This window comes from Mesorhizobium sp. M2E.F.Ca.ET.219.01.1.1 (assembly GCF_004016445.2).
Taxonomy (GTDB): domain Bacteria; phylum Pseudomonadota; class Alphaproteobacteria; order Rhizobiales; family Rhizobiaceae; genus Mesorhizobium.
In genome coordinates, this window is the sequence record NZ_SADT02000001.1 from 430,964 (window position 1) to 449,719 (window position 18,756).

The window sequence follows — 18,756 nt, forward strand, 5'->3', positions numbered from 1 at the left end:
TGAGGCCTCATGCCGCCTGGTTGCCCCTGAACACGGCCGGCGGCAGCGGCTCGCGGCCGAGGATGAGATCGGCGCCCTTTTCGCCGACCATGATGGTCGGCGCATTGGTGTTGGAGGAAGGGACGCGCGGCATCACCGAGGCGTCGCAGACGCGCAAGCCCTCGATGCCGCGCAGCCTGAGATCCGGCGTCACCACGGCCATCGCGTCATGGCCCATGCGGCAGGTGCCGACAGGGTGATGATCGGTCTTGGAAGTGCGGCAGGCATAGTCGATGAGGTCGTCGTCGCTCTGCAGGCTCGGCCCCGGCAACACCTCGCGCAGCACGTAGGGTTGCAGCGCCTTCTGGCGCATGATCTCGCGCGCCAGCCTGAGGCCCTTGATCGACATGTCGCGATCATAAGGGTCGGACCAGTAGTTCGGGTCGATCAGCGGGTGGTCGGCCGGGTCGGCGCTCTTCAGCCGCACCGTGCCGCGCGAACGCGGACGCAGGAAGGCGGAGTTCAGCGTCACGCCCGGGTTCTTCAGCTTCTCGACGCCGGCCTCGATGCCGGAGCCGAGGCCGAGATGGAACTGGATGTCGGGCGAGGCGGCGGTCGGATCGGCGTACCAGAAGCCGCCGGTCTCGAAGAGGCTGGAGGCGACGGGTCCATTCTTGAACAAGAGGTACTGCAGCCCGGCCCACAGGGTGCGGTGCAGCTTGGCGTAGTTGTCGTAGGTATAGTCGCCGGTGCATTCGGCGATCACGAAGAGGTCGAGATGATCCTGCATGTTGGAGCCGACCCCGGGCAGGTCGTGGACAGGCGTCACGCCGACCGATTTCAAATGATCGGCGGGGCCGATGCCCGACTGCATCAGCAGCTTGGGCGAGCCGATGGCGCCGGACGACACGATCACCTCGAGCTCGGCGCGCAGGATGGTTTTTTCACCGCCTGGCCTGTCGACCACCTCGACGCCGATGGCGCGGCCTTTCTCGACGACGACCCGGGTGACCAGCACGTCGGTCCGGACCGTCAAATTCTTGCGCTCGCGGATCGGCTTCAAATAGGCGACGGAGGCCGACGAGCGCCGCGCGTTCTTTTGGGTGAGCTGGTAGTAGCCGACGCCTTCCTGGCTGGCGCCATTGAAGTCCGGATTGAACGGGATGCCCATCTCCTGGCCGGCGCGGAAATAGGCCTCGCAGATCGGCAGCGGCGAGATCGGGTTGGAGACGCCGAGCGGGCCTTGGTCGCCGTGAAAATCGTTGGCGAAGCGCTGGTTGTTCTCGGCGCGCTTGAAATAGGGCAGCACGTCGCGATAGCCCCAGCCGGTCAGCCCTTCCTCTTTCTCCCAGGCGTCGTAGTCACGGGCGTTGCCGCGCGTGTAGATCTGCGCGTTGATCGACGAGCCGCCGCCGACGACCTTGGCCTGGGTGTACCAGAAGACCCGGTCCTTCATGTTCTTCTGCGGCACAGTCGACCAGCCCCAGGAGGCGATGCCCTTGGTCATCTTGGCGAAGCCCGCCGGCATGTGGATGAGCGGATGCCAGTCCTTGCCACCGGCTTCCAGCAGCAGGACGGAATTGCCCGGATCCTCGCTCAGCCGGTTGGCGAGCACGCAGCCGGCCGGACCGGCGCCAACAATGATGTAGTCAGCCATTGTTCCTCACAAGCGTGGCACGGAGAGCGCGCCGTCGACATCGATGACCGATCCGGTCGAAAAGCCGAATTTGCCGGAGGCGAGCGCGGCCACGACGCCGCCGATGTCGGCGGCTTCGCCCCAGCGTTTTGCCGGCACCAGGCCGCCATCGATCAGCGCGTCATATTTGGCGGAGACGCCAGCGGTCATATCCGTGCGAATGATGCCCGGCCGCACCTCGAACACGCCGATCCCTTCGGCGGCGAGCCGCAGCGCCAGGTTCTTCACCCACATCGAAAGGCCGGCTTTCGAGACGCAGTAGTCGGCGCGCTCCGGCGAAGCCATTTCGGCGCTGACCGAAGTGATGGTGATGATCGACCGAGCTGATACCGCAGGTGTCGCCAGCATGGCCTTGGCGACCGCCTGGCTGAGGAACACCGTGCCCCGCAGGTTGATGTTCAAGGCGCGGTCAAAATTCTCCGGCTTCAGTTCCAACAAATCGCCGCGGACCACCGCGCCGATGCCAGCATTGTTGACCAGGCAATCGATGCGGCCGAAGGCGTTGATCGCGGCTTCGACCATTCTTTGATGAGCGGGAAGATCGGCAATGTCGCATTGGAAATAGGCGAATTTCGCGCTGCGAGCCGCAAAGTTGGTGGCGAGCTTGTCTGGCGCTTTTTCGGCAAGATCGGCGACAAGGATATCGAATCCGGCATCGGCAAGCGCCTCGGCGCAGGCGAGCCCTATGCTGCGCGCGCCGCCAGTGATGATGGCTGACGGGCGGGTCATGCGGCAAGCTCCGTCTTGCGGAGATAGTCAGCCACGCGCAGCGCCTGCGCCGCGATCGACAGCGCTGGATTGACGGCGGCCGATGTCGGCAGGAAGCCGCCATCGACGACGAACAGGTTCCGGTGATCCCAGGCGCGGCAGAAGGGGTCGAGCGGTGAGGTGGCGGGATCGTTGCCCATCTTCACCGTGCCGCATTGATGCGAGGGCGTGCGCTTGTCGAAAGGGCGCGACAGCACGATCGGATAGCCGCAGGCGCGCAGGTTCTCGCGCATCACCTTGGTCAGGCCTTCTAGCGACTGCATGTTGGAACGTCGCCATTGCATGACGATCTCCTTGCCGTCGACCATGATGCGGCTCTCAGGATCGGGCAGATCCTCGCACATCAGGTACCAGTCGACGGCGTGGCCGGCCAGGTAGTCGAACGCGAATTTCGGCATCGTCTTCACATTGGCCTTGAGCATGTTGCCGTCGATCTTGCCGAGCAGTTGCACATTGCCGAGCGGCTTGCCGCCCTTGCCGTCCGACAGATAGTAGTCGTTGAGCATCAGCGTCTTCTGGTAGACGCTATCATTGCGGCGGCGCGGGTCGATCGCCAGCATGGCGCTCGAATTGTGGTTCATGAAATTGCGCCCGACCTGGTCGGAACTGTTGGCGAGGCCTCTTCCGTTGGCCGAAGGCGAGCGCAGCAGGATGGCGGCCGAGTTGATGGCGCCGGCCGACAGGATCACCAGTTTCGGCGACAGCGTCTTTTGCGCGCCATCTTGCGTGTAGTGGATGGCAGCGATCGACTTGCCGTCCGGCGTGGTTTCGAGCCAGTCGACATGGGCGCTGGTTTCGAGACGGATATTCGGGTCCTTCAACGCGTCCGCCAGCGGCCCTGTCTGCGCATCGATCTTGCCAAGGCCGGTGTTGGGGAAGGCGTCCCAGCCGGTCCTGCCGTCCTTCAGCCAGGTCTCGATGTCGACGCCGAGCGGCAGCGAAGCGGGATGCAGGCCGAGGTTCTTGAGCTCGGCGCGGGCGCGTGCGATCGGCGGCTCGTCCGGCACCGGCTTGAAGGGATAGGGGATTGAATGGAACGGCTCGGTTGGGTCCTCGCCCAACGCGCCGCGCACGCGAAACAGCTGTTCGGCTTTGGAGTACCAGGGCTCGAACTCGTCATAGGAAAACGGCCAGGCCGGCGACACGCCGCCAAAATGCTCGAGCTCGGAGAAATCTTCCTTGCGGTAGCGGATCAGCACCGCGCCGAAGAATTTCGAATTGCCGCCGACATAATAATAGTTGCCGGGGTTGAAGGCCGCGCCGCCGGCCTCGCGCCACATCTCCTTCGGCCGGTAATGTTCGTCGATGAAGATCGATCGCGTCGAGCGCGCATGCGGCGTCGCGGGCAGCGGTTCGCCGCGCTCCAGGATCAGGATCGAGGCGCCTCTGCCGGCCAAGCCGGAGGCGATCGTGGCGCCGCCGATGCCGGAGCCGATGATGACGATATCCGGGTTCATGGTCGTTAGAGAATGCGCTTTTCGGTCGCCGGGTCGAAGAACACCGCCTTGCTCAGATTGAACGCAAGCGGCGTGCTGGTGCCGGGCTGGATTCTGGCGTCGGCTCTCAGCCGCGCCACCACGCCCTTGCCGCCGAGATTGGTGACGGCGAAGGTGTCGGAGCCCGCCGGCTCCACCACCTCGATGTGGCAGTCGGCGGTGGCGATCTCGGATCCGTTACGCTCGGCACCTTCCGGATCGGTCAGCGCTTCCGGGCGGACACCGAAGATGACCTGCTTGTCCTTGAAGGCCGCAAGGCCGGCGGGGGCGCCGGGCATCGGCAGCACAATCGGCTGGCGCGACTCGCGGTCGAGCACCACCGACAGCCCGCTGCCATTGCCGTCGATCTTGGCCGGGATCAGGTTCATCGCGGGCGAACCCATGAAGTCGGCGACGAAGATGTTGGTCGGGTTGTTGTAGATCTCGGCCGGCGTGCCGAACTGCTGCACCTCGCCGTCGCGCATGACGGCGATCTTGGTTGCCAGCGTCATCGCCTCGATCTGGTCGTGCGTGACATAGACGATCGTCGTGCCGGTGGTGGCATGCAGACGCTTGATCTCGATGCGCATGTCGACGCGCAGCTTGGCGTCGAGATTGGAGAGCGGCTCATCGAACAGGAAGAGCTTCGGGTCGCGCACCAGCGCCCGGCCCATGGCGACGCGCTGGCGCTGGCCGCCGGAAAGCTGGCTGGGCTTGCGCTGCAGGAGATGGCCGATCTGCAGGATCTTGGCCACCTTGTCGATCGCCGCCTGGCGCTCCGCTGCCGGCACGCCCCGCATCTCCATGCCGAAGGCGATGTTTCCGGCCACCGTCATGTTCGGGTAGAGCGCGTAGCTCTGGAACACCATGGCGATGTCGCGCTTCGAAGGATGCAGGTCATTGATGGCGCGGCCGTCGACGCGGATCTCGCCCTCCGTGATCTGCTCCAGCCCAGCGATGGTGTTGAGCAAGGTGGACTTGCCGCAGCCGGACGGGCCGACCAGCACCAGGAAGCCGCCTTTTTCGAGCTCGACATTGATGCCCTTCAGGATCTCGACACTCCCGAAGCGCTTCTTCAGCCCATCAATTTCCAGAAAAGCCATGGTCGTTCCTTCAGAAAATAGGGTCAGCCCTTGACCGCGCCAGCCATCAGCCCGCGCACGAAGTAGCGCCCGGCGACGACATAGACGATCAGGGTAGGGAGCGCGGCGATCATCGCCGCGGCCATGTTGACGTTGTATTCGACGACGCCGGTCGAGGTGTTGACGACATTGTTCAGCGCCACCGTCATCGGCATCACGTCGCCGGAGCCGGCATAGGCGGAAGCGAACAGGAAGTCGTTCCAGATGTTGGTGAACTGGTAGATCACCGTCACAACGATGATCGGCAGCGAATTGGGCAGCATGATGCGGCGGAAAATCTGAAAGAAGGAGGCGCCGTCGACCTGTGCCGCCTTGATCAACTCGGTCGGGAAAGCTTCGTAATAGTTGCGGAAAAAAAGCGTGGTGAAGCCAAGGCCGTAGACCACGTGGACGAAGACGAGATTGACGGTCGAATTGCCAAGGCCAAAATTGAAGCCGGTGGCGTTCTGCAAGGTGACGCCGAAGCGTCCGAGGCTGCCGAGAATGGTTGCCATCGGCAACAGCACCGACTGGAACGGGATAAAACAAGCAAACAGCATCATCGCGAAGACCAGCGTGTGGCCGCGGAAGCGCCATTTGGTCAGCACGTAGCCATTCAGCGCGCCAAGCAGCGTCGAGATCAGCACCGCCGGCACGACCATCTTGATGGAGTTCCAGAAATAGCCCTTCATGCCGACGCAGGTCAGGCCCGAGCAAACTTCGCTCCAGGCCTTTACCCATGGTGCGAAAGTCGGCGCATGCGGCAGCGACAGCATGTTGCCGTTCTGGATCTCGTCCATGGTCTTGAACGAGGTGACCAGCATGACGAAGAGCGGCATCAGGTAGAAGATCGCGAACAGCGCGAGCAGGCCGTAGATGACGATGCGGTTTATCGTCCTGGCGTGCATGCCGCTCGAAGCCTGGCGGGCGGGTGAAGTGATGGCGCTCATCGCGACTTCTCCCTGAGCTCGGAATAGAGATACGGAACAATGATGGCCGTGATGGTCATCAGCATGATCACCGCGCTCGCCGATCCGACCGCCATCTCGTTGCGCTTGAAGGTGAACTCATACATGAAGTTCGACGGCAGCCATGCCGAGCCGCCGGGGCCACCGCTGGTCAGCGCCACGACCAGGTCATAGGACTTGATGGCGAGGTGCGCGAGCACGATGAAGGCCGACAGGAATACGGGCCGCAGCATCGGAATGACGATGCGGCGGTAAAGCTGGAAGGTGGAAGCGCCGTCGATCTGCGCCGCCTTCATGATCTCGCCGTCGATGCCGCGCAGGCCGGCCAGGAACATCGCCATGATGAAGCCGGAAGCCTGCCAGACGCCGGCGATCACCACCGTGTAGATGACGAAATCCTTGTTCTTGATCCAGTCGAAATGGAAGCTCGTCCAGCCCCATTGGTGCAGCGTCTGCTCCAGCCCTAGGCCGGGGTCGAGGAACCATTTCCAGGCAACGCCGGTGACGATGAAGGACAGCGCCATCGGGTAGAGATAGATCGGCCGCAGCATGCCTTCGCCGCGGATCTTCTGGTCGAGCAGGATGGCCAGGAAAAGGCCGAGCGCCAGGCAGATCAGGATGTAGAGGAAGCCGAAAATACCCATATTGGTGATCGAGGTGTACCAGCTCGACGGCGGGTCGCTCTCGAACGTCCATCGCCACAGCCGCTGATAGGCGCGGGCGCCGGTGATGGCATAAGACGGGAAGGTCTTGGAGTTGGTGAAGGACAGATAGATCGTCCAAAGGATGAAGCCGTAGACGAAGACGATCGTCGCCGCGAAGCTCGGCGCCAGGACGATCTTCGGCAGCAGATCCTGCAACCGCGAACGGACCGTCGCGCCGGGACGGGCGTCATGCTCCGGTGTCAGCTTGATCTGGGTTTCGGCAACTGTGCTCATCGGCTTGTCCAGTTCCGGTTGGTCGGAAACCGCCCGGCGCGAAAACGCACCAGGGTTGTCCCACACCTTTCATCGACAGGAGACCTCCCCCGCCGAAGCGGGGGAGACCTGCGTTCAAGCGAAGCTTACTTGGCGTCGTCGATCGCCTTGACCAGCTCGGTCACGGCCTCGTCGGAGGTCTTGATCTGGCCATGGACGAACTTCGACACAACATCCTTGTAGGCGTTGGCGACGGCCGGCGGGGCACCGTAGCCCTGGGCCAGCGAGCCGAACAGCGTGCCGCCTTCATTAGCCTTCTTCAGGTCGGCGATGCCCTTCTTGCCGCAAGCGTCGAAGTCGGTATCCGGCACGTCGGTGCGGGCCGGGACCGAACCCTTCACCACGTTGAAGGCCGACTGGAAGCTCTTCGACAGGGTGGCGGTGGCAAGCGCCACCTGGGCGGCCTTGCGGTCCTCCGGCACGTTGAACATACCGAACATGTCGGAGTTGTAGACCACGGAGCCGTCGGTGCCCGGGAAGCGGTAGCAGAGGAAGTCGGTGCCAGGGGTCTTGTTGGCGGCGTGGAACTCGCCCTTGGCCCAGTCGCCCATGACCTGAACCAGCGCATCGCCCTTGATGACCATGGCGGTGGCGAGGTTCCAGTCGCGGCCCGAGAAGTTCGGGTCGACATAGGTGACCAGCTTGGCGAGGTTGTCGAACGACTTCTTCATCGTGTCGGACTTGAGCGAGTCCTCATCGAGGTCGTTCATCGCCTTCTTGTAGAATTCCGGCCCGCCAGTCGACAGCACGACGGAGTCGAACATGGTGGCTTCCTGCCAGTTCTGGCCGCCCAGAGCGAGCGGGATGACGCCGGCAGCCTTGGCCTTGTCGAGCAATGCGATGAAGTCGTCGAAGGTCTTCGGCTCGGTGCCGCCGATCTTGTCCATCACCGCCTTGTTGATCCACAGCCAGTTGACGGAGTGGACGTTGACCGGAGCGGCCACCCACTTGCCGTCATAGACGGAGAACTTCTGCAGGGCGGCCGGAACCGACTTGTCCCAACCTTCCTTCTTGGCGGTTTCGGTCAGGTCGCCCATGACGCCGGCGGCGGCATAGTCGAGCACGGTGTAGCCCAGCATCTGCGATGCGGTCGGATAGTTGCCGGCCGCGACCATGGCCTTCAGCGCGGTCATGGCGGCGTCGCCGCCGCCGCCGGCCACCGGCACGTCCTTCCAGGCATAGCCTTCCTTGGCCAGATCCTGCTTCAGCACGTTCAGAGCGGCCGCTTCGCCGCCCGACGTCCACCAATGCAGCATCTGCACTTCCTTGACGTCCGCGGCATGCGCCGAGAACGCGAAGCTCGTCGCAAGAGCCGTTCCGATAAAGAATTTGCGCAACATGTACTACCTCCCTTGTTGCATTCACATAACCGGCGGGTGTCCGCCGGCGTCTCCCAACTCAGCCGACCCACCAACCGGTGCGCTGGCCGCGATGAAACTGGATAGTCTTTTCCTCGGTATAATCCTCGACGGCGCGTTTGCCGAGTTCGCGTCCCAGACCGGACTGCTTGTAGCCCCCGAAAGGCAGCTCGGGGTAACCTTCCATGAACGTGTTCACCCAAACCGTCCCCGAACGCACACCGCGCGCCACCGACATGCAGGTGTCGATGCTGGCGCTCCACACCCCTGCAGACAAACCATAGGGCGTGTTGTTGGCAATGTGCAATGCCTTCTCAATCGTTTCAAAAGTGAGCACGGACAGCACCGGGCCGAACACTTCCTCACGCGCGATCGCCATATCCTCGGTGACGTTGCGGATGATCGTCGGATCGAGATATTGGCCGGCGTTGGATGCAAGCCGGGTGCCGCCGGCGAAAACGCTGCCGCCGTCGGTTTTCGCCGCCGTTACATAGCCGGTTACCTTTTCCATGTGGTCGGCCGAGATCATCGCGCCGACCTTGGTGCGGTCGTCGAGCGGATCGCCGACGCGGACTTTCTGGGACAGCGTCTTGACCGCGTTGAGGAAATCGTCGGCGATCGCCTCATGCACGATGAGGCGGCTGCCGGCATTGCAGCATTCGCCGGCATTGAAGAAACCGCCGAACACAGCGGCATCCGCAGCCGCTTCGAGGTCGGCATCGGGGAAGACGATCTGGCCGTTCTTGCCGCCGAGCTCCATCGAGACTTTCTTCAGCGAATTGGACGCCGTGGCCATGGTCATCTTGCCGACGTGGGTCGAGCCGGTGAAGGAGACCATCTCGACCAGCGGATGGCTGACCATCGGCGCGCCGACATCGGCGCCGTAGCCGGCGAGGATGTTGACGACACCGGCCGGCAGCCCGGCTTCGAGCAGGATGTCGCCAAGCACGAAAGTCGAGGCCGACGTCATCTCGCTGGGCTTCACCACCGCCGTGCAGCCGGCGGCGAGCGCGAAAGGCAGCTTCTGGCTGACGATCAGGAAGGGGAAATTCCACGGCGTGATGATCGAGACGACGCCGATCGGTTCGCGCAGCACCACCCCCAGCATATCGTCGCCGAGATTGGCATAGCTCTCGCCATGCAGCGTTCGGGCGAGCGAGGCGGCGTAGCGCCAGATGTCGATCGCGCCGCCGATCTCGCCGCGCGCCTGGGCGATCGGCTTGCCGGACTCCAGCGCATCGAGGCGGGCGATCTCCTCCAGGCGGGTCTCGATCAGGTCGGCCGTCTTCAGCAGAATCGCCGCGCGTTCCGACGCCTTCATGCGCGGCCATGGGCCGGTTTCGAAAGCCTTATGCGCGGCCTGCACGGCAGCTTCCACTTCAGCCGCATTTGCCTGGGCGTAGCGCGAGACGACAAAACCGTGGCCGGGGCTGGCGCGCTCGATGCTGCGGCCGTCACGGGCTTCGACATGCTTGCCGTCGATCAGGAGCTTGTAAGCCTTCGGCGCTTGGGACGCCTCTTTCGGCATGGAGATGTTGAGCGGTGCGTTCATCATGTCTTCTCTAGGATCTCGAAAAGGCCGGCTTCTGCTTGGCCTTGAAGGCGCCGACGCCGGCTTTGAGGTCGCCCGTCAGCGCAATGAAGCCGCTGGCCAGCGCCTCGGTCGCGGCTGCGTCTTCCTCGCCCTCGGCAACGCCGATCATCAGCTTGGCGGCCTCGGTCGCCAGCGGGCCGCGCTCGGCGATCTTTTCGGCCCAGGCTTTGGCTTCGTCGAACGCCTTGCCCGTTTCGACAACGCGGTCGACGACACCGTGCGCGAGCGCGTCGGCCGCCAGGAAAATCTCGCCGCCAATCGCCATGCGGCGCACGATCTGCGCACCGAACCGGCGCACGGCGCGCTGCGTGCCCGACCATCCGGGAACGACGCCGATGGAGGTTTCGGGGAAGCCTAGTTTTATCTGCGTTTCGGCGACGCGGAAGTCACAGGCCGCGGCCAGCTCCAGCCCACCGCCCAGCGCATGGCCGGACAGAACCGCGATGGTCGGTTGCCGCAGCCGCGCCAGTCGGTCGAAGACGCGGTGTCCGTAGCGCACCCATTGCACCTGGAAATCAGCGGCACTCATCGCGCCCCAGGCCTCGACGTCGCCGCCGGCGCAAAAGCCCTTGCCTTCGCCACGGACGAGCACGACGCGGACGCCCTCGGCCAGTTCCGCCTCGTCGAGCGCTGCTTCCAGCGCACGCAGCATCGGGATGTCGAGCGCGTTGAACTTTTCCGGCCGGCGCAGCGTGACGATGCCGATGGCGCCGTCCTTTTCGAAGGTGACAAGCTCAGCCATGCGCGCCTCCGAGCGAAGCGCCGCCGTTGAGCGACAGGCCGATCGGCCGGTCTTGGTAAAGCGCCGCAGGCGTGACCTTGAGGTCGTTGGCGACGCCAAGCGGGATCTCGGCCTGCGCCAGCACATCGCGTTCGAGGTCCACGCCCGGAGCCAGTTCCGTGACCATCAAACCGTCCGGCGTCAGCTTCATGACGCAGCGCTCGGTGACATAGGTGATGTCCTGCCCTTGAGCGACCGCGCGTTTTCCCGAGAAGGAGATGTGCTCGACCTGTTCGACCACCTTCTTGACCTTGCCTTCCTGGTCGATGCGGATCGCGCCATCGGCCAGCGAGAGTTTCGCGCCGGCATTGAAGAAGCCGGAGAAGACGATCTTCTTCGCCCGCGACGTGATGTCGACGAAGCCGCCGGCGCCGGCCGTAACATGCGGCCGCGCCGAAAGCTTCGAGACATTGACCGAACCGTGGCGGTCGATCTGCAGGAAGGAGAGTAGCGAGGCGTCGAAGCCGCCGGCCTGGAAATAGATGAACTGGTGCGGTGAGGGCATGATTGCCTCGGCGTTGGACGCGCAGCCGAACTTGAAGTCGAGCAGCGGCACGCCGCCGACCGCGCCCTGCTCGATCACCCAGGTGACCTTGCCGTGCTGGCCTTCCTCCAGAAGGATGCGCGGCACGTTGGCGGAGATGCCGAAGCCGATGTTGACGGCCATGCCGTCGCGCAACTCCATGGCGACGCGCCGCGCGATGACCTTCTGGATGTTCATCTCGGGCGTGCGGAAACTCGACAGCGGGCGAAAAATCTCGCCCGAGATCGCCGGATCGTAGGGGGTCTGCGTCGTCTGCAACTGATCGGGCGCCACGACGATATGGTCGACCAGCACGCCGGGAACGCGCACGTCATGCGGCTTCAGCGTGCCGTTTTCGACGACGCGCTTCACCTGCGCGATGACGATGCCGCCATTGTTGCGGGCCGCAAGCGCCTGCTCCAGCCCGCCGAGATAGGCGCCTTCATGCTCGTAGGTCAGGTTGCCGCGCTCATCGGCCGTGGTGGCGCGGATGATCGAGATGCTGGGCACGATCGAACGGAAATAGAGCCATTCCTCGCCGTCGAACTGCTGCACCGACACGATTGGCTCGCTGGCCGCCGCGTTCATGGCGCAGCCCTGGTGACGCGGATCGGCGAAGGTGTCGAGGCCGACCTTGGTCAGCACGCCAGGACGCTTGGCGGCGGCCTCGCGGTGCATGTCGAACAGGATGCCGGAGGGCACGTTGTAGGCGGCGACCGAATTGTCGCCGATCATCTTCCAGATCTGCGGCGGCTCGGCGGAGGAGGGGCCGGACGGGTAGGAGCCGCAGAGCGTGCGCTTCAACAGGCCGGGCTTTGCGAGATGGTCGATGCCCTTGATACCGTACATGTCGCCGGCGGCGATCGGGTGCAGCGTGGTGATATTCTTCGGATGGCCTTCCGCGTCGAAGCGCTCGCCGATCGCGGCAAGCACGGCGTCCGGGCAGCCAAGGCCGCTCGACGACGACACCGAGACGACCATGCCGTCCTTGATCAGGCTTGCCGCCTGCGCTGCGGAAACGACCTTGCTCAATTCATGCTCCCGAGTTTCGGGTCGATCTTGACGGCTTTGCCTGATTTGGCCGACTGCAATGCCGCTTCGGCCGAAGCCAGCGACCAGATGCCGTCCTCGCCAGTGGCCGATGGCTGACCTTCGCCGCGGATCGCGGCATGGAACTGGCGCAGCGAGCGGGTGTAGAGGTCCTCGCGGTCGAAGCTCAGCTCTTCCTCGCCGGAAGCTGTGCGCAGCAGCACCGAGCCGATCGGCTTCTGCGTCATGACGTTGGTGGCGATGAGCGAACCTTCTGAACCGTGCACCTCGAAGCCGGTGCCGGCGTATTTGGTGGTGAAGCCCTCATGCGATTGGGCGATGACCCCGGACTTGAAGCGCCAGATGCACATGGCGCCATCCTCCAGCCCGCTGCCGGCCATGCCGGCCGATTGCGTGAAGGCCGAGATCTCGACCGGATCGTCGCCGAGCACAAAGCGCAGCGTGTCGGCGTCATGCACGGTGATGTCGAGCACCACGCCGCCGCCGGCTTCAGGCCTGGCGATGCGCCAGCCCTGCAGGTTTTCCGGCAGGTAGACGGAATGGAAGACGCGGGCTGCGACCGGCTTGCCAATACGGCCGTCAGCAATCGCCTTGCGCATGGCGCGGTGCGCGCCGGCATTGCGCAGATGGTGATTGGTGCCGAACACGATGCCGGCTTCTCTGGCCGCCGCAACCATCTTGCGCGCATCGGCGCTGGTCAGGGCCAGCGGCTTCTCGCACAGCACATGCTTGCCGGCCTTGATCGCCGCCAAGCCCTGTTCGAGATGCAGTTCGTTGGTGGTGGAGATGTAGACGGCGTCGACATCCCTGTTGAGCAGCGCATCGAGGGTCGAGACGGCGGCAGGAATGCCATTTTCGCGGGCATAAGCCTCTGCGCGCTCGGCGCTGGAGCTCATCACGGCAGTGATCTCGCCATCGGCCTGCGCGCGGATGGCATTGATCATGAATTGCTTGGCGATCGTGCTGGCGCCGATCAGTCCCCATCGCACGCTCATGCCGCGTCTCCCACTTGGCTGTTGCGGTCCGGGCCGCTGCTTTCCCGCACGACGAGGCTGACGGCGCCGATATGGTCCTCGGCGCGCGTGGTGCGCGACTGGATCATCTTCAGCATGACATGGGCGGCGCGCTCGCCGAGGCCCGCGGTGTCGACGGCAACGCTGGTCAGCGCCGGGCTGTAATGCTCGGCCTCGGCGACGTCGTCGAAGCCAACGACGGCGAAGTCCGTTCCCGCCTCGAGGCCGCGCTTACGCAATGCCAGCATGACGCCGAAGGCAACCGCGTCGTTGAAACAAAGGGCCGCTGTCGGCGGTTCGGAAATGGCCAGCGCTGTCTCCAGGCAGGCCATGCCGCCCTTGCGGCTGGTCTCGCCCTCGACGATCGTCCGGTCGGCAACCGGAATGGCGAACGCGTCGCAGGCTTCGAGGAAACCGCCCAGACGCTCCTGATAGACGACAAGGTCGGACGAGCCGCCGAAGAAAGCGAGGCGGCGATGGCCCTTGCGGATCAGATGCTCGGTGGCGAGACAGGCGCCGCGACGATTGTCGGGCGCGATTGCCGGTATGCGGCTCTCGGGCAGCCTGCGCATGGCGAACACCACGGGCACGCCCGCCGCTTCGATGCGCCGGAAAGCGCCGGGCGTCGTGCCGCGCGCCGGCGAGACGATCAGGCCGGCGACGCCCTGTTCCATCATCGACTTCAGCACCTCTTCCTGGCGCACCGGGTTCTCCGCCGTGTTGGCGATGAAGGGGACGACGCCGGCCGCCTGGAAGACGCGCTCCATGCCGACCGCAAGCTCGGCGAAGAAGGGGTTGGTGAGGTCGTTGATCACCATGCCGATGACGTTGGAATGGGCCTTGCGCAGGTTGGCGGCGCCGCGGTTGTAGACATAGCCGACATCCTCGATCGCCTTGCGCACCTTGACCGCGGTTTCAGGCCGGATCAGCCCGCTGCCTTGCAGCACGAGCGACACCGTCGATTTGGACACGCCGGCCTCCCGGGCAATGTCCAGGATCGTCGCCTTGGCCCGGCTGGCCATCCTCGTCCCGTCCTCCACGCTTTTGAACAATTTTATTGGAACGTTCTAATCACTGTCCGAAATCAGAGTCAATCGTGATTCTTGTGACAAGGCCAAAATTGATTGGAGCGGTTCAAATCTTTCGACGACGCAAGGGTTTCGCATCGCGGTGCAGCAGCCGACCGGCTCGGATCTCTTGAATCATAAAGCTTCTTGATTTATTGGAACGTTCCATTTATAGGAGCCGCGACGGGAGAGTTCGATGGACATCATCTTGCCTGCGGAGAACGGCGACCGGGTCAGCTACCGGCTCGTCGGCAAACCGGTTGCGCCGAGTGAAGGCGCGCGTTTTTCGCGCATCGCCTATGCCGCCGCCCATGTCGTCGCCGACCCCATCGCCATGACCAATCCGTGGTCGCGGCCGGCGGTCGACTGGGACAGGACCATGGCGTTCCGCCATCATCTGTGGCGGCTCGGCTTCCGCATCGCCGAGGCCATGGACACCTCTCAGCGCGGCATGGGCTTCGACTGGACGAGCGCCAGGGAACTGATCCGCCGTTCGATCGCCGAGGCCAGGACAGTGCCGGGCGCCGACCTCGCTTCAGGGGCGGGGACCGATCACTTGGCTCCTGCCGCGGCCAAGACGCCCGACGACGTCACCCGCGCCTATGAAGAGCAATTCGCCTTCATTGAAGGCGAGGGCGGCAAGGCGATCATGATGGCGAGCCGCGCGCTGGCGGCGGTGGCAAAAGGGCCTGACGATTATACTCGGGTCTACGACCGCATCCTTTCGCAGGCCTCCGGCAAGGTGATCCTGCACTGGCTGGGCGACATGTTCGATCCGGCGCTCAGGGGCTATTGGGGCAGCAACGATTTCGACGTTGCGCTCGACACGGTCGTCGCCATCATCGAGCGGCATGCGGACAAGGTCGAGGGCATCAAGATATCGCTGCTCGATGCCGGCAAGGAGGTGCAGCTGCGCGACCGGCTGCCCGAGGGCGTTGTGATGTTCACCGGCGACGATTTCAACTATCCCCAACTGATCGCCGGCGACGGCAGGCGGCATTCGCATGCGCTGCTCGGCATCTTCGACGCCATCGCGCCGGTCGCCAACGCTGCGCTGGCGAAGCTGGCCGATGGCGATCGTGCCGGCTACGACGCGCTGATGGCCCCGACCGTGCCGCTGTCGCGAAAAATCTTCGAGGCGCCGACCGAATACTACAAGGCCGGCATCGTCTTCATGGCCTGGCTGAACGGGCATCAGGACCATTTCACCATGGTCGGCGGCATGCAGTCGGCGCGCGGCATATGCCACTATGCGGACGTGTTCCGCCTCGCCGATCAGGCCGGCCTGCTGGCCGACCCCGATCTTGCCTCTGCCAGGATGAAGATCCTGCTGGCGACGGCCGGAATCTGAGCCGGTCCCCGCACGGGGAATTGCGTTCCGCCGGGAAATCGTATTCGCTTGCCGGAAATTAGCGCGGACGAATAAGGCAATGGCGGAAGGCTGCCGGGTGGACCAGACCTTCGACCTCAAAGGAAAGCGCATTTTTGTCGCCGGTCATCGTGGCATGGTCGGCTCGGCGCTGGTGCGCCGCCTGGCAAGCGAGGATTGCGAGATCGTGACCGTCGCGCGCAGCGAGCTCGATCTTCTCGACCAGGCCGGCGTGCGCCGATGGATGCAGGACCGGCGGCCTGACGCGGTGATCATGGCTGCCGCCAAGGTCGGCGGCATCATGGCCAATGACAGCTTCCCGGTGGATTTTCTTTACGAAAACCTTGTCGTGCAGACCAACGTGATCGAAGCTGCCTTTCGCAGCGAGGTGCAGAAACTCTTGTTCCTCGGCTCGTCCTGCATCTATCCGAAACTCGCGCCGCAGCCGATCCCGGAAGACGCCCTGCTCACCGGTCCGCTCGAACCCACCAATGAATGGTACGCCGTCGCCAAGATCGCCGGATTGAAGCTCTGCCAGGCTTACCGGCGGCAATATGGCATCAACTACGTCTCGGCCATGCCGACCAATCTCTACGGTCCGGGCGACAATTTCGACCTGGGCAGCAGCCATGTCATTCCGGCGCTGATGCGCAAGGCGCATGAGGCGAAGCGCACCGGCCAAAAGACCCTGCCGGTGTGGGGGTCGGGCCGGCCGATGCGGGAATTCCTGCATGTCGACGATGCCGCCGACGCCTTTATCTGGCTTTTGAAGACCTATGCGGACGATGGCCACGTCAATGTCGGGAGCGGCGAGGACGTCACCATCGCGGAGCTCGCCAGCACTGTCGTTTCGGTCGTCGGCGCCGCCGCCTCGATCGAACTCGATCCGACGAAGCCCGACGGCACGCCGCGCAAGCTGATGGATGTGTCGCGCCTGTTCGCAACCGGCTGGAGACCGGCATATTCGCTTCGACGTGGATTGGAACAGACCTATGCGTGGTTCCTTGAACATGTCGAGGGAGGCGACATCCGTCTTGGCCCGGCATGATCCTCAGTCGAAACTCATAGCTGCGACCAGGGAGGACGGTCTGGGCGGCCGCCTTCTGGCCATGGTCAACGCCAAGGCCCTTGCCGACACGCTTGGCTATCGCTTCGGCTTTACCTGGTGGCCGATGCATGACGACGAATTTCACTCGGTCGAGAAGGTCGACAAGATATTCTCCGCCGATTTTATCGAGAAGCACTGGCTGGGGGAGAGGGTCGAACCAACGGGTTTCGATGTTCTCAAGGAGGTGGCCTTTACCCGTGCCAGTCTCGATGCCGCGGCGGGACGGCGAAGTCTTCGCGGCTGGATCTGCAACGAGTTCAAGATACTGGATTTTTTTCGCGGCGGACCCGAACTCGTCCGGCGATCGGAGACATTGCGAGGTTTCGGCTTTTCCCAGGCCGTGAATCAGGCGTTCGATGCCGCCGACAGGCGCCCCTTTCCTGGGCCGACCGCGGCTTTGCATCTTCGCAGCGGCGACATTGTCCGCGGCAAATATCGCTTCATGCTGGATTTCAGCGACAAGGTGGTAGCCTCGGCCCTGGTCAAGTCCATCGCCTCGGAGCTTTCGTCGAAAGGCCTGACAACCCTTTTGATCGGCCAGGATCGCGCGACGCTCGAATATCTGCGGTCGCAAACCGGCGCATTGCTGAGCGATGATCTGGGATCGGCGGAATTCGAGGATGAGACGCTCAGGGCATTCTTCGAAATGAGGCTGATGGCGCGCTGCCGGACAATCTATGCAGGCAGCAGCGTCTATGCGTCCGTGGCATCGACGATGGGCGATATCGCCCTCGTCCACCCGAAAACCTTGTTCGGCGGTTCGAAAGCCGCGGAAATGATCCTGGGCGAACTGAGCCGTCATCAGAGCGACTACCACCCGCTCGAGGCCGCTTTCGGCTATCAAAGCGCATTTCTCGACCTCGAAGGCCAGATCAGCCCGACGCGGGCAAAAAACATCCTCGGAAAGGCTTACGCGCTGGATCCCGAGAACGACATCTATCCGCTCAAAATCGCGGTAGCGTTCTTTCGCGACCGTGATTACCGGTCCGGCGAGGCCGTTTTGAAGGCGCTCATGACCAGGCAGTTCGAAGCCTCTTCCGCAATGCCGTTGCGTGCGATTGGCGTTCTGGTCGGCAGGTCGTGGCTCGGCCATGTGATGTCGAAGGATTTCGAATTCTTCTTCGCGGCGGCCGCCGATGGGCATCCCTATGCGGCAGCATGCTCGGCGCATATCCTCCATGTCGTGTTCGGAAAGCTGGAACCGGCCCGCCGGATGATTGCGATGTCGCTGGAGGCGGAACCGGACAATGCCCTGTTCAAGAGGATCAAACGCCACATACGGCCATTGGTGACGCCTCAGTCCGGTCTTCTGGCGAAAGCGCGGCTGCGGCTGTGGAAAGCCGGGATCCGAATCTAGGGGGCTGCGGCCATGACCGGGTGCCCGCGGTTGCTGGACACGGACAGGAACGCGGCATGGCGCCCGGATCGCAAGGAAACCTACGAGCATGGAAAAGCCGCGTGCCGCTGAGGACGCTGGGACCCGCCGAGGACGTCGCCAATGCCTGCCTCTATCTCGCATCGGACATGGGCAAGTTCGTCATTTGTTGCACGTCAACGGCGGCGCGTTCATGGTGTAGGACCGCAATCGGCAAGGGAGCGCTTCAGCGTGAAGGGATACTGGCTCATCGTCGGAACCGAGATTTCGGACCAGGAGGCGCAGGCAGAATACGCCCGGCTTTGGAAGCCGATCGGCGAAAAATACCAGGCACGCACCAACACGACGAAACAGCCGCCTCTGCTCGTCGAGGCGCGTGACGCCAAGCGCATGGTGCTTGTGGAGTTTCCGTCGCTGGAAATCGCCAAGACCTGCTATGCCGACCCGGCCTATGCGCAAGCCATGCGCTTCGCGCTGAAGGCGTCTAATCGCACGCTTGTGATGTTCGAAGGGGATCTCGGGTAGGAGATATCG

The 18,756-nt window shown here is 63.7% G+C and carries 16 protein-coding genes; 4 read left to right on the top strand and 12 right to left on the bottom strand.

Translation table 11 applies throughout. The annotated features are described in order from the left end of the window. Window positions 1–7: 7 nt before the first annotated feature. The 12 genes from EN862_RS02105 to EN862_RS02160 form a co-directional block, all read right to left on the bottom strand. Window positions 8–1,636: a choline dehydrogenase gene (locus EN862_RS02105; RefSeq protein WP_127864229.1), complete on the bottom strand. Its 1,629-nt coding sequence runs from the start codon at window positions 1,634–1,636 to the stop codon at window positions 8–10. A 6-nt stretch (window positions 1,637–1,642) separates the two neighbouring features. Then, the gene (locus EN862_RS02110) at window positions 1,643–2,404 is read right to left on the bottom strand and encodes a 3-ketoacyl-ACP reductase (RefSeq protein ID WP_127864230.1); all 762 of its coding nucleotides are present in this window, start codon (window positions 2,402–2,404) and stop codon (window positions 1,643–1,645) included. Next, a complete protein-coding gene (locus EN862_RS02115) occupies window positions 2,401–3,900 on the bottom strand; it encodes a GMC family oxidoreductase (RefSeq protein ID WP_127864231.1) in 1,500 nt (499 codons plus the stop codon). Before EN862_RS02115 ends, EN862_RS02110 begins: the two co-directional genes overlap by 4 nt. A gap of 5 nt (window positions 3,901–3,905) precedes the next feature. Beyond that, window positions 3,906–5,021, bottom strand: coding sequence for an ABC transporter ATP-binding protein (locus tag EN862_RS02120; RefSeq protein ID WP_095817080.1), 1,116 nt, complete (start codon window positions 5,019–5,021; stop codon window positions 3,906–3,908). Window positions 5,022–5,044: 23 nt separating this feature from the next. Further along, window positions 5,045–5,989 (bottom strand): carbohydrate ABC transporter permease, encoded by a 945-nt coding sequence (locus tag EN862_RS02125; protein WP_127864232.1) that lies wholly within the window; start codon window positions 5,987–5,989, stop codon window positions 5,045–5,047. Continuing rightward, window positions 5,986–6,945, bottom strand: coding sequence for a sugar ABC transporter permease (locus tag EN862_RS02130; protein ID WP_127864233.1), 960 nt, complete (start codon window positions 6,943–6,945; stop codon window positions 5,986–5,988). The genes EN862_RS02125 and EN862_RS02130 overlap by 4 nt, the downstream gene beginning before the upstream one ends. 125 nt (window positions 6,946–7,070) lie before the next feature. Continuing rightward, a complete protein-coding gene (locus EN862_RS02135) occupies window positions 7,071–8,324 on the bottom strand; it encodes an ABC transporter substrate-binding protein (protein ID WP_127864234.1) in 1,254 nt (417 codons plus the stop codon). Window positions 8,325–8,382: 58 nt separating this feature from the next. Continuing rightward, on the bottom strand, window positions 8,383–9,894 hold the full coding sequence (locus EN862_RS02140) for an aldehyde dehydrogenase family protein (RefSeq protein ID WP_127864814.1): 1,512 nt from the start codon (window positions 9,892–9,894) through the stop codon (window positions 8,383–8,385). 10 nt (window positions 9,895–9,904) lie between these two features. Continuing rightward, window positions 9,905–10,678: an enoyl-CoA hydratase/isomerase family protein gene (locus EN862_RS02145; protein WP_127864235.1), complete on the bottom strand. Its 774-nt coding sequence runs from the start codon at window positions 10,676–10,678 to the stop codon at window positions 9,905–9,907. After that, entirely contained in the window at window positions 10,671–12,272 is a 1,602-nt protein-coding gene (locus EN862_RS02150) for an acyl CoA:acetate/3-ketoacid CoA transferase (RefSeq protein WP_127864236.1), read from the bottom strand. Before EN862_RS02150 ends, EN862_RS02145 begins: the two co-directional genes overlap by 8 nt. Continuing rightward, window positions 12,269–13,285: a Gfo/Idh/MocA family oxidoreductase gene (locus tag EN862_RS02155; protein WP_127864237.1), complete on the bottom strand. Its 1,017-nt coding sequence runs from the start codon at window positions 13,283–13,285 to the stop codon at window positions 12,269–12,271. Before EN862_RS02155 ends, EN862_RS02150 begins: the two co-directional genes overlap by 4 nt. Next, window positions 13,282–14,325: a LacI family DNA-binding transcriptional regulator gene (locus tag EN862_RS02160; RefSeq protein ID WP_127864238.1), complete on the bottom strand. Its 1,044-nt coding sequence runs from the start codon at window positions 14,323–14,325 to the stop codon at window positions 13,282–13,284. Before EN862_RS02160 ends, EN862_RS02155 begins: the two co-directional genes overlap by 4 nt. Before the next feature lie 241 nt (window positions 14,326–14,566). Here EN862_RS02160 and EN862_RS02165 point away from each other — a divergent pair, with 241 nt between their 5' ends. The 4 genes from EN862_RS02165 (at window position 14,567) to EN862_RS02180 (ending at window position 18,747) form a co-directional block, all read left to right on the top strand. Then, window positions 14,567–15,721 carry a dihydrodipicolinate synthase family protein gene (locus EN862_RS02165; RefSeq protein ID WP_127864239.1) on the top strand — a complete coding sequence of 385 codons (1,155 nt, stop codon included), beginning with the start codon at window positions 14,567–14,569 and terminating at the stop codon, window positions 15,719–15,721. A gap of 79 nt (window positions 15,722–15,800) precedes the next feature. Continuing rightward, complete coding sequence (locus EN862_RS02170) at window positions 15,801–16,787, top strand: GDP-L-fucose synthase (protein WP_127864240.1); 987 nt, start codon at window positions 15,801–15,803, stop codon at window positions 16,785–16,787. Beyond that, on the top strand, window positions 16,774–18,204 hold the full coding sequence (locus tag EN862_RS02175) for a hypothetical protein (RefSeq protein WP_245519473.1): 1,431 nt from the start codon (window positions 16,774–16,776) through the stop codon (window positions 18,202–18,204). Before EN862_RS02170 ends, EN862_RS02175 begins: the two co-directional genes overlap by 14 nt. A 249-nt stretch (window positions 18,205–18,453) precedes the next feature. After that, complete coding sequence (locus EN862_RS02180) at window positions 18,454–18,747, top strand: DUF1330 domain-containing protein (RefSeq protein ID WP_189400987.1); 294 nt, start codon at window positions 18,454–18,456, stop codon at window positions 18,745–18,747. Window positions 18,748–18,756 lie beyond the last annotated feature (9 nt).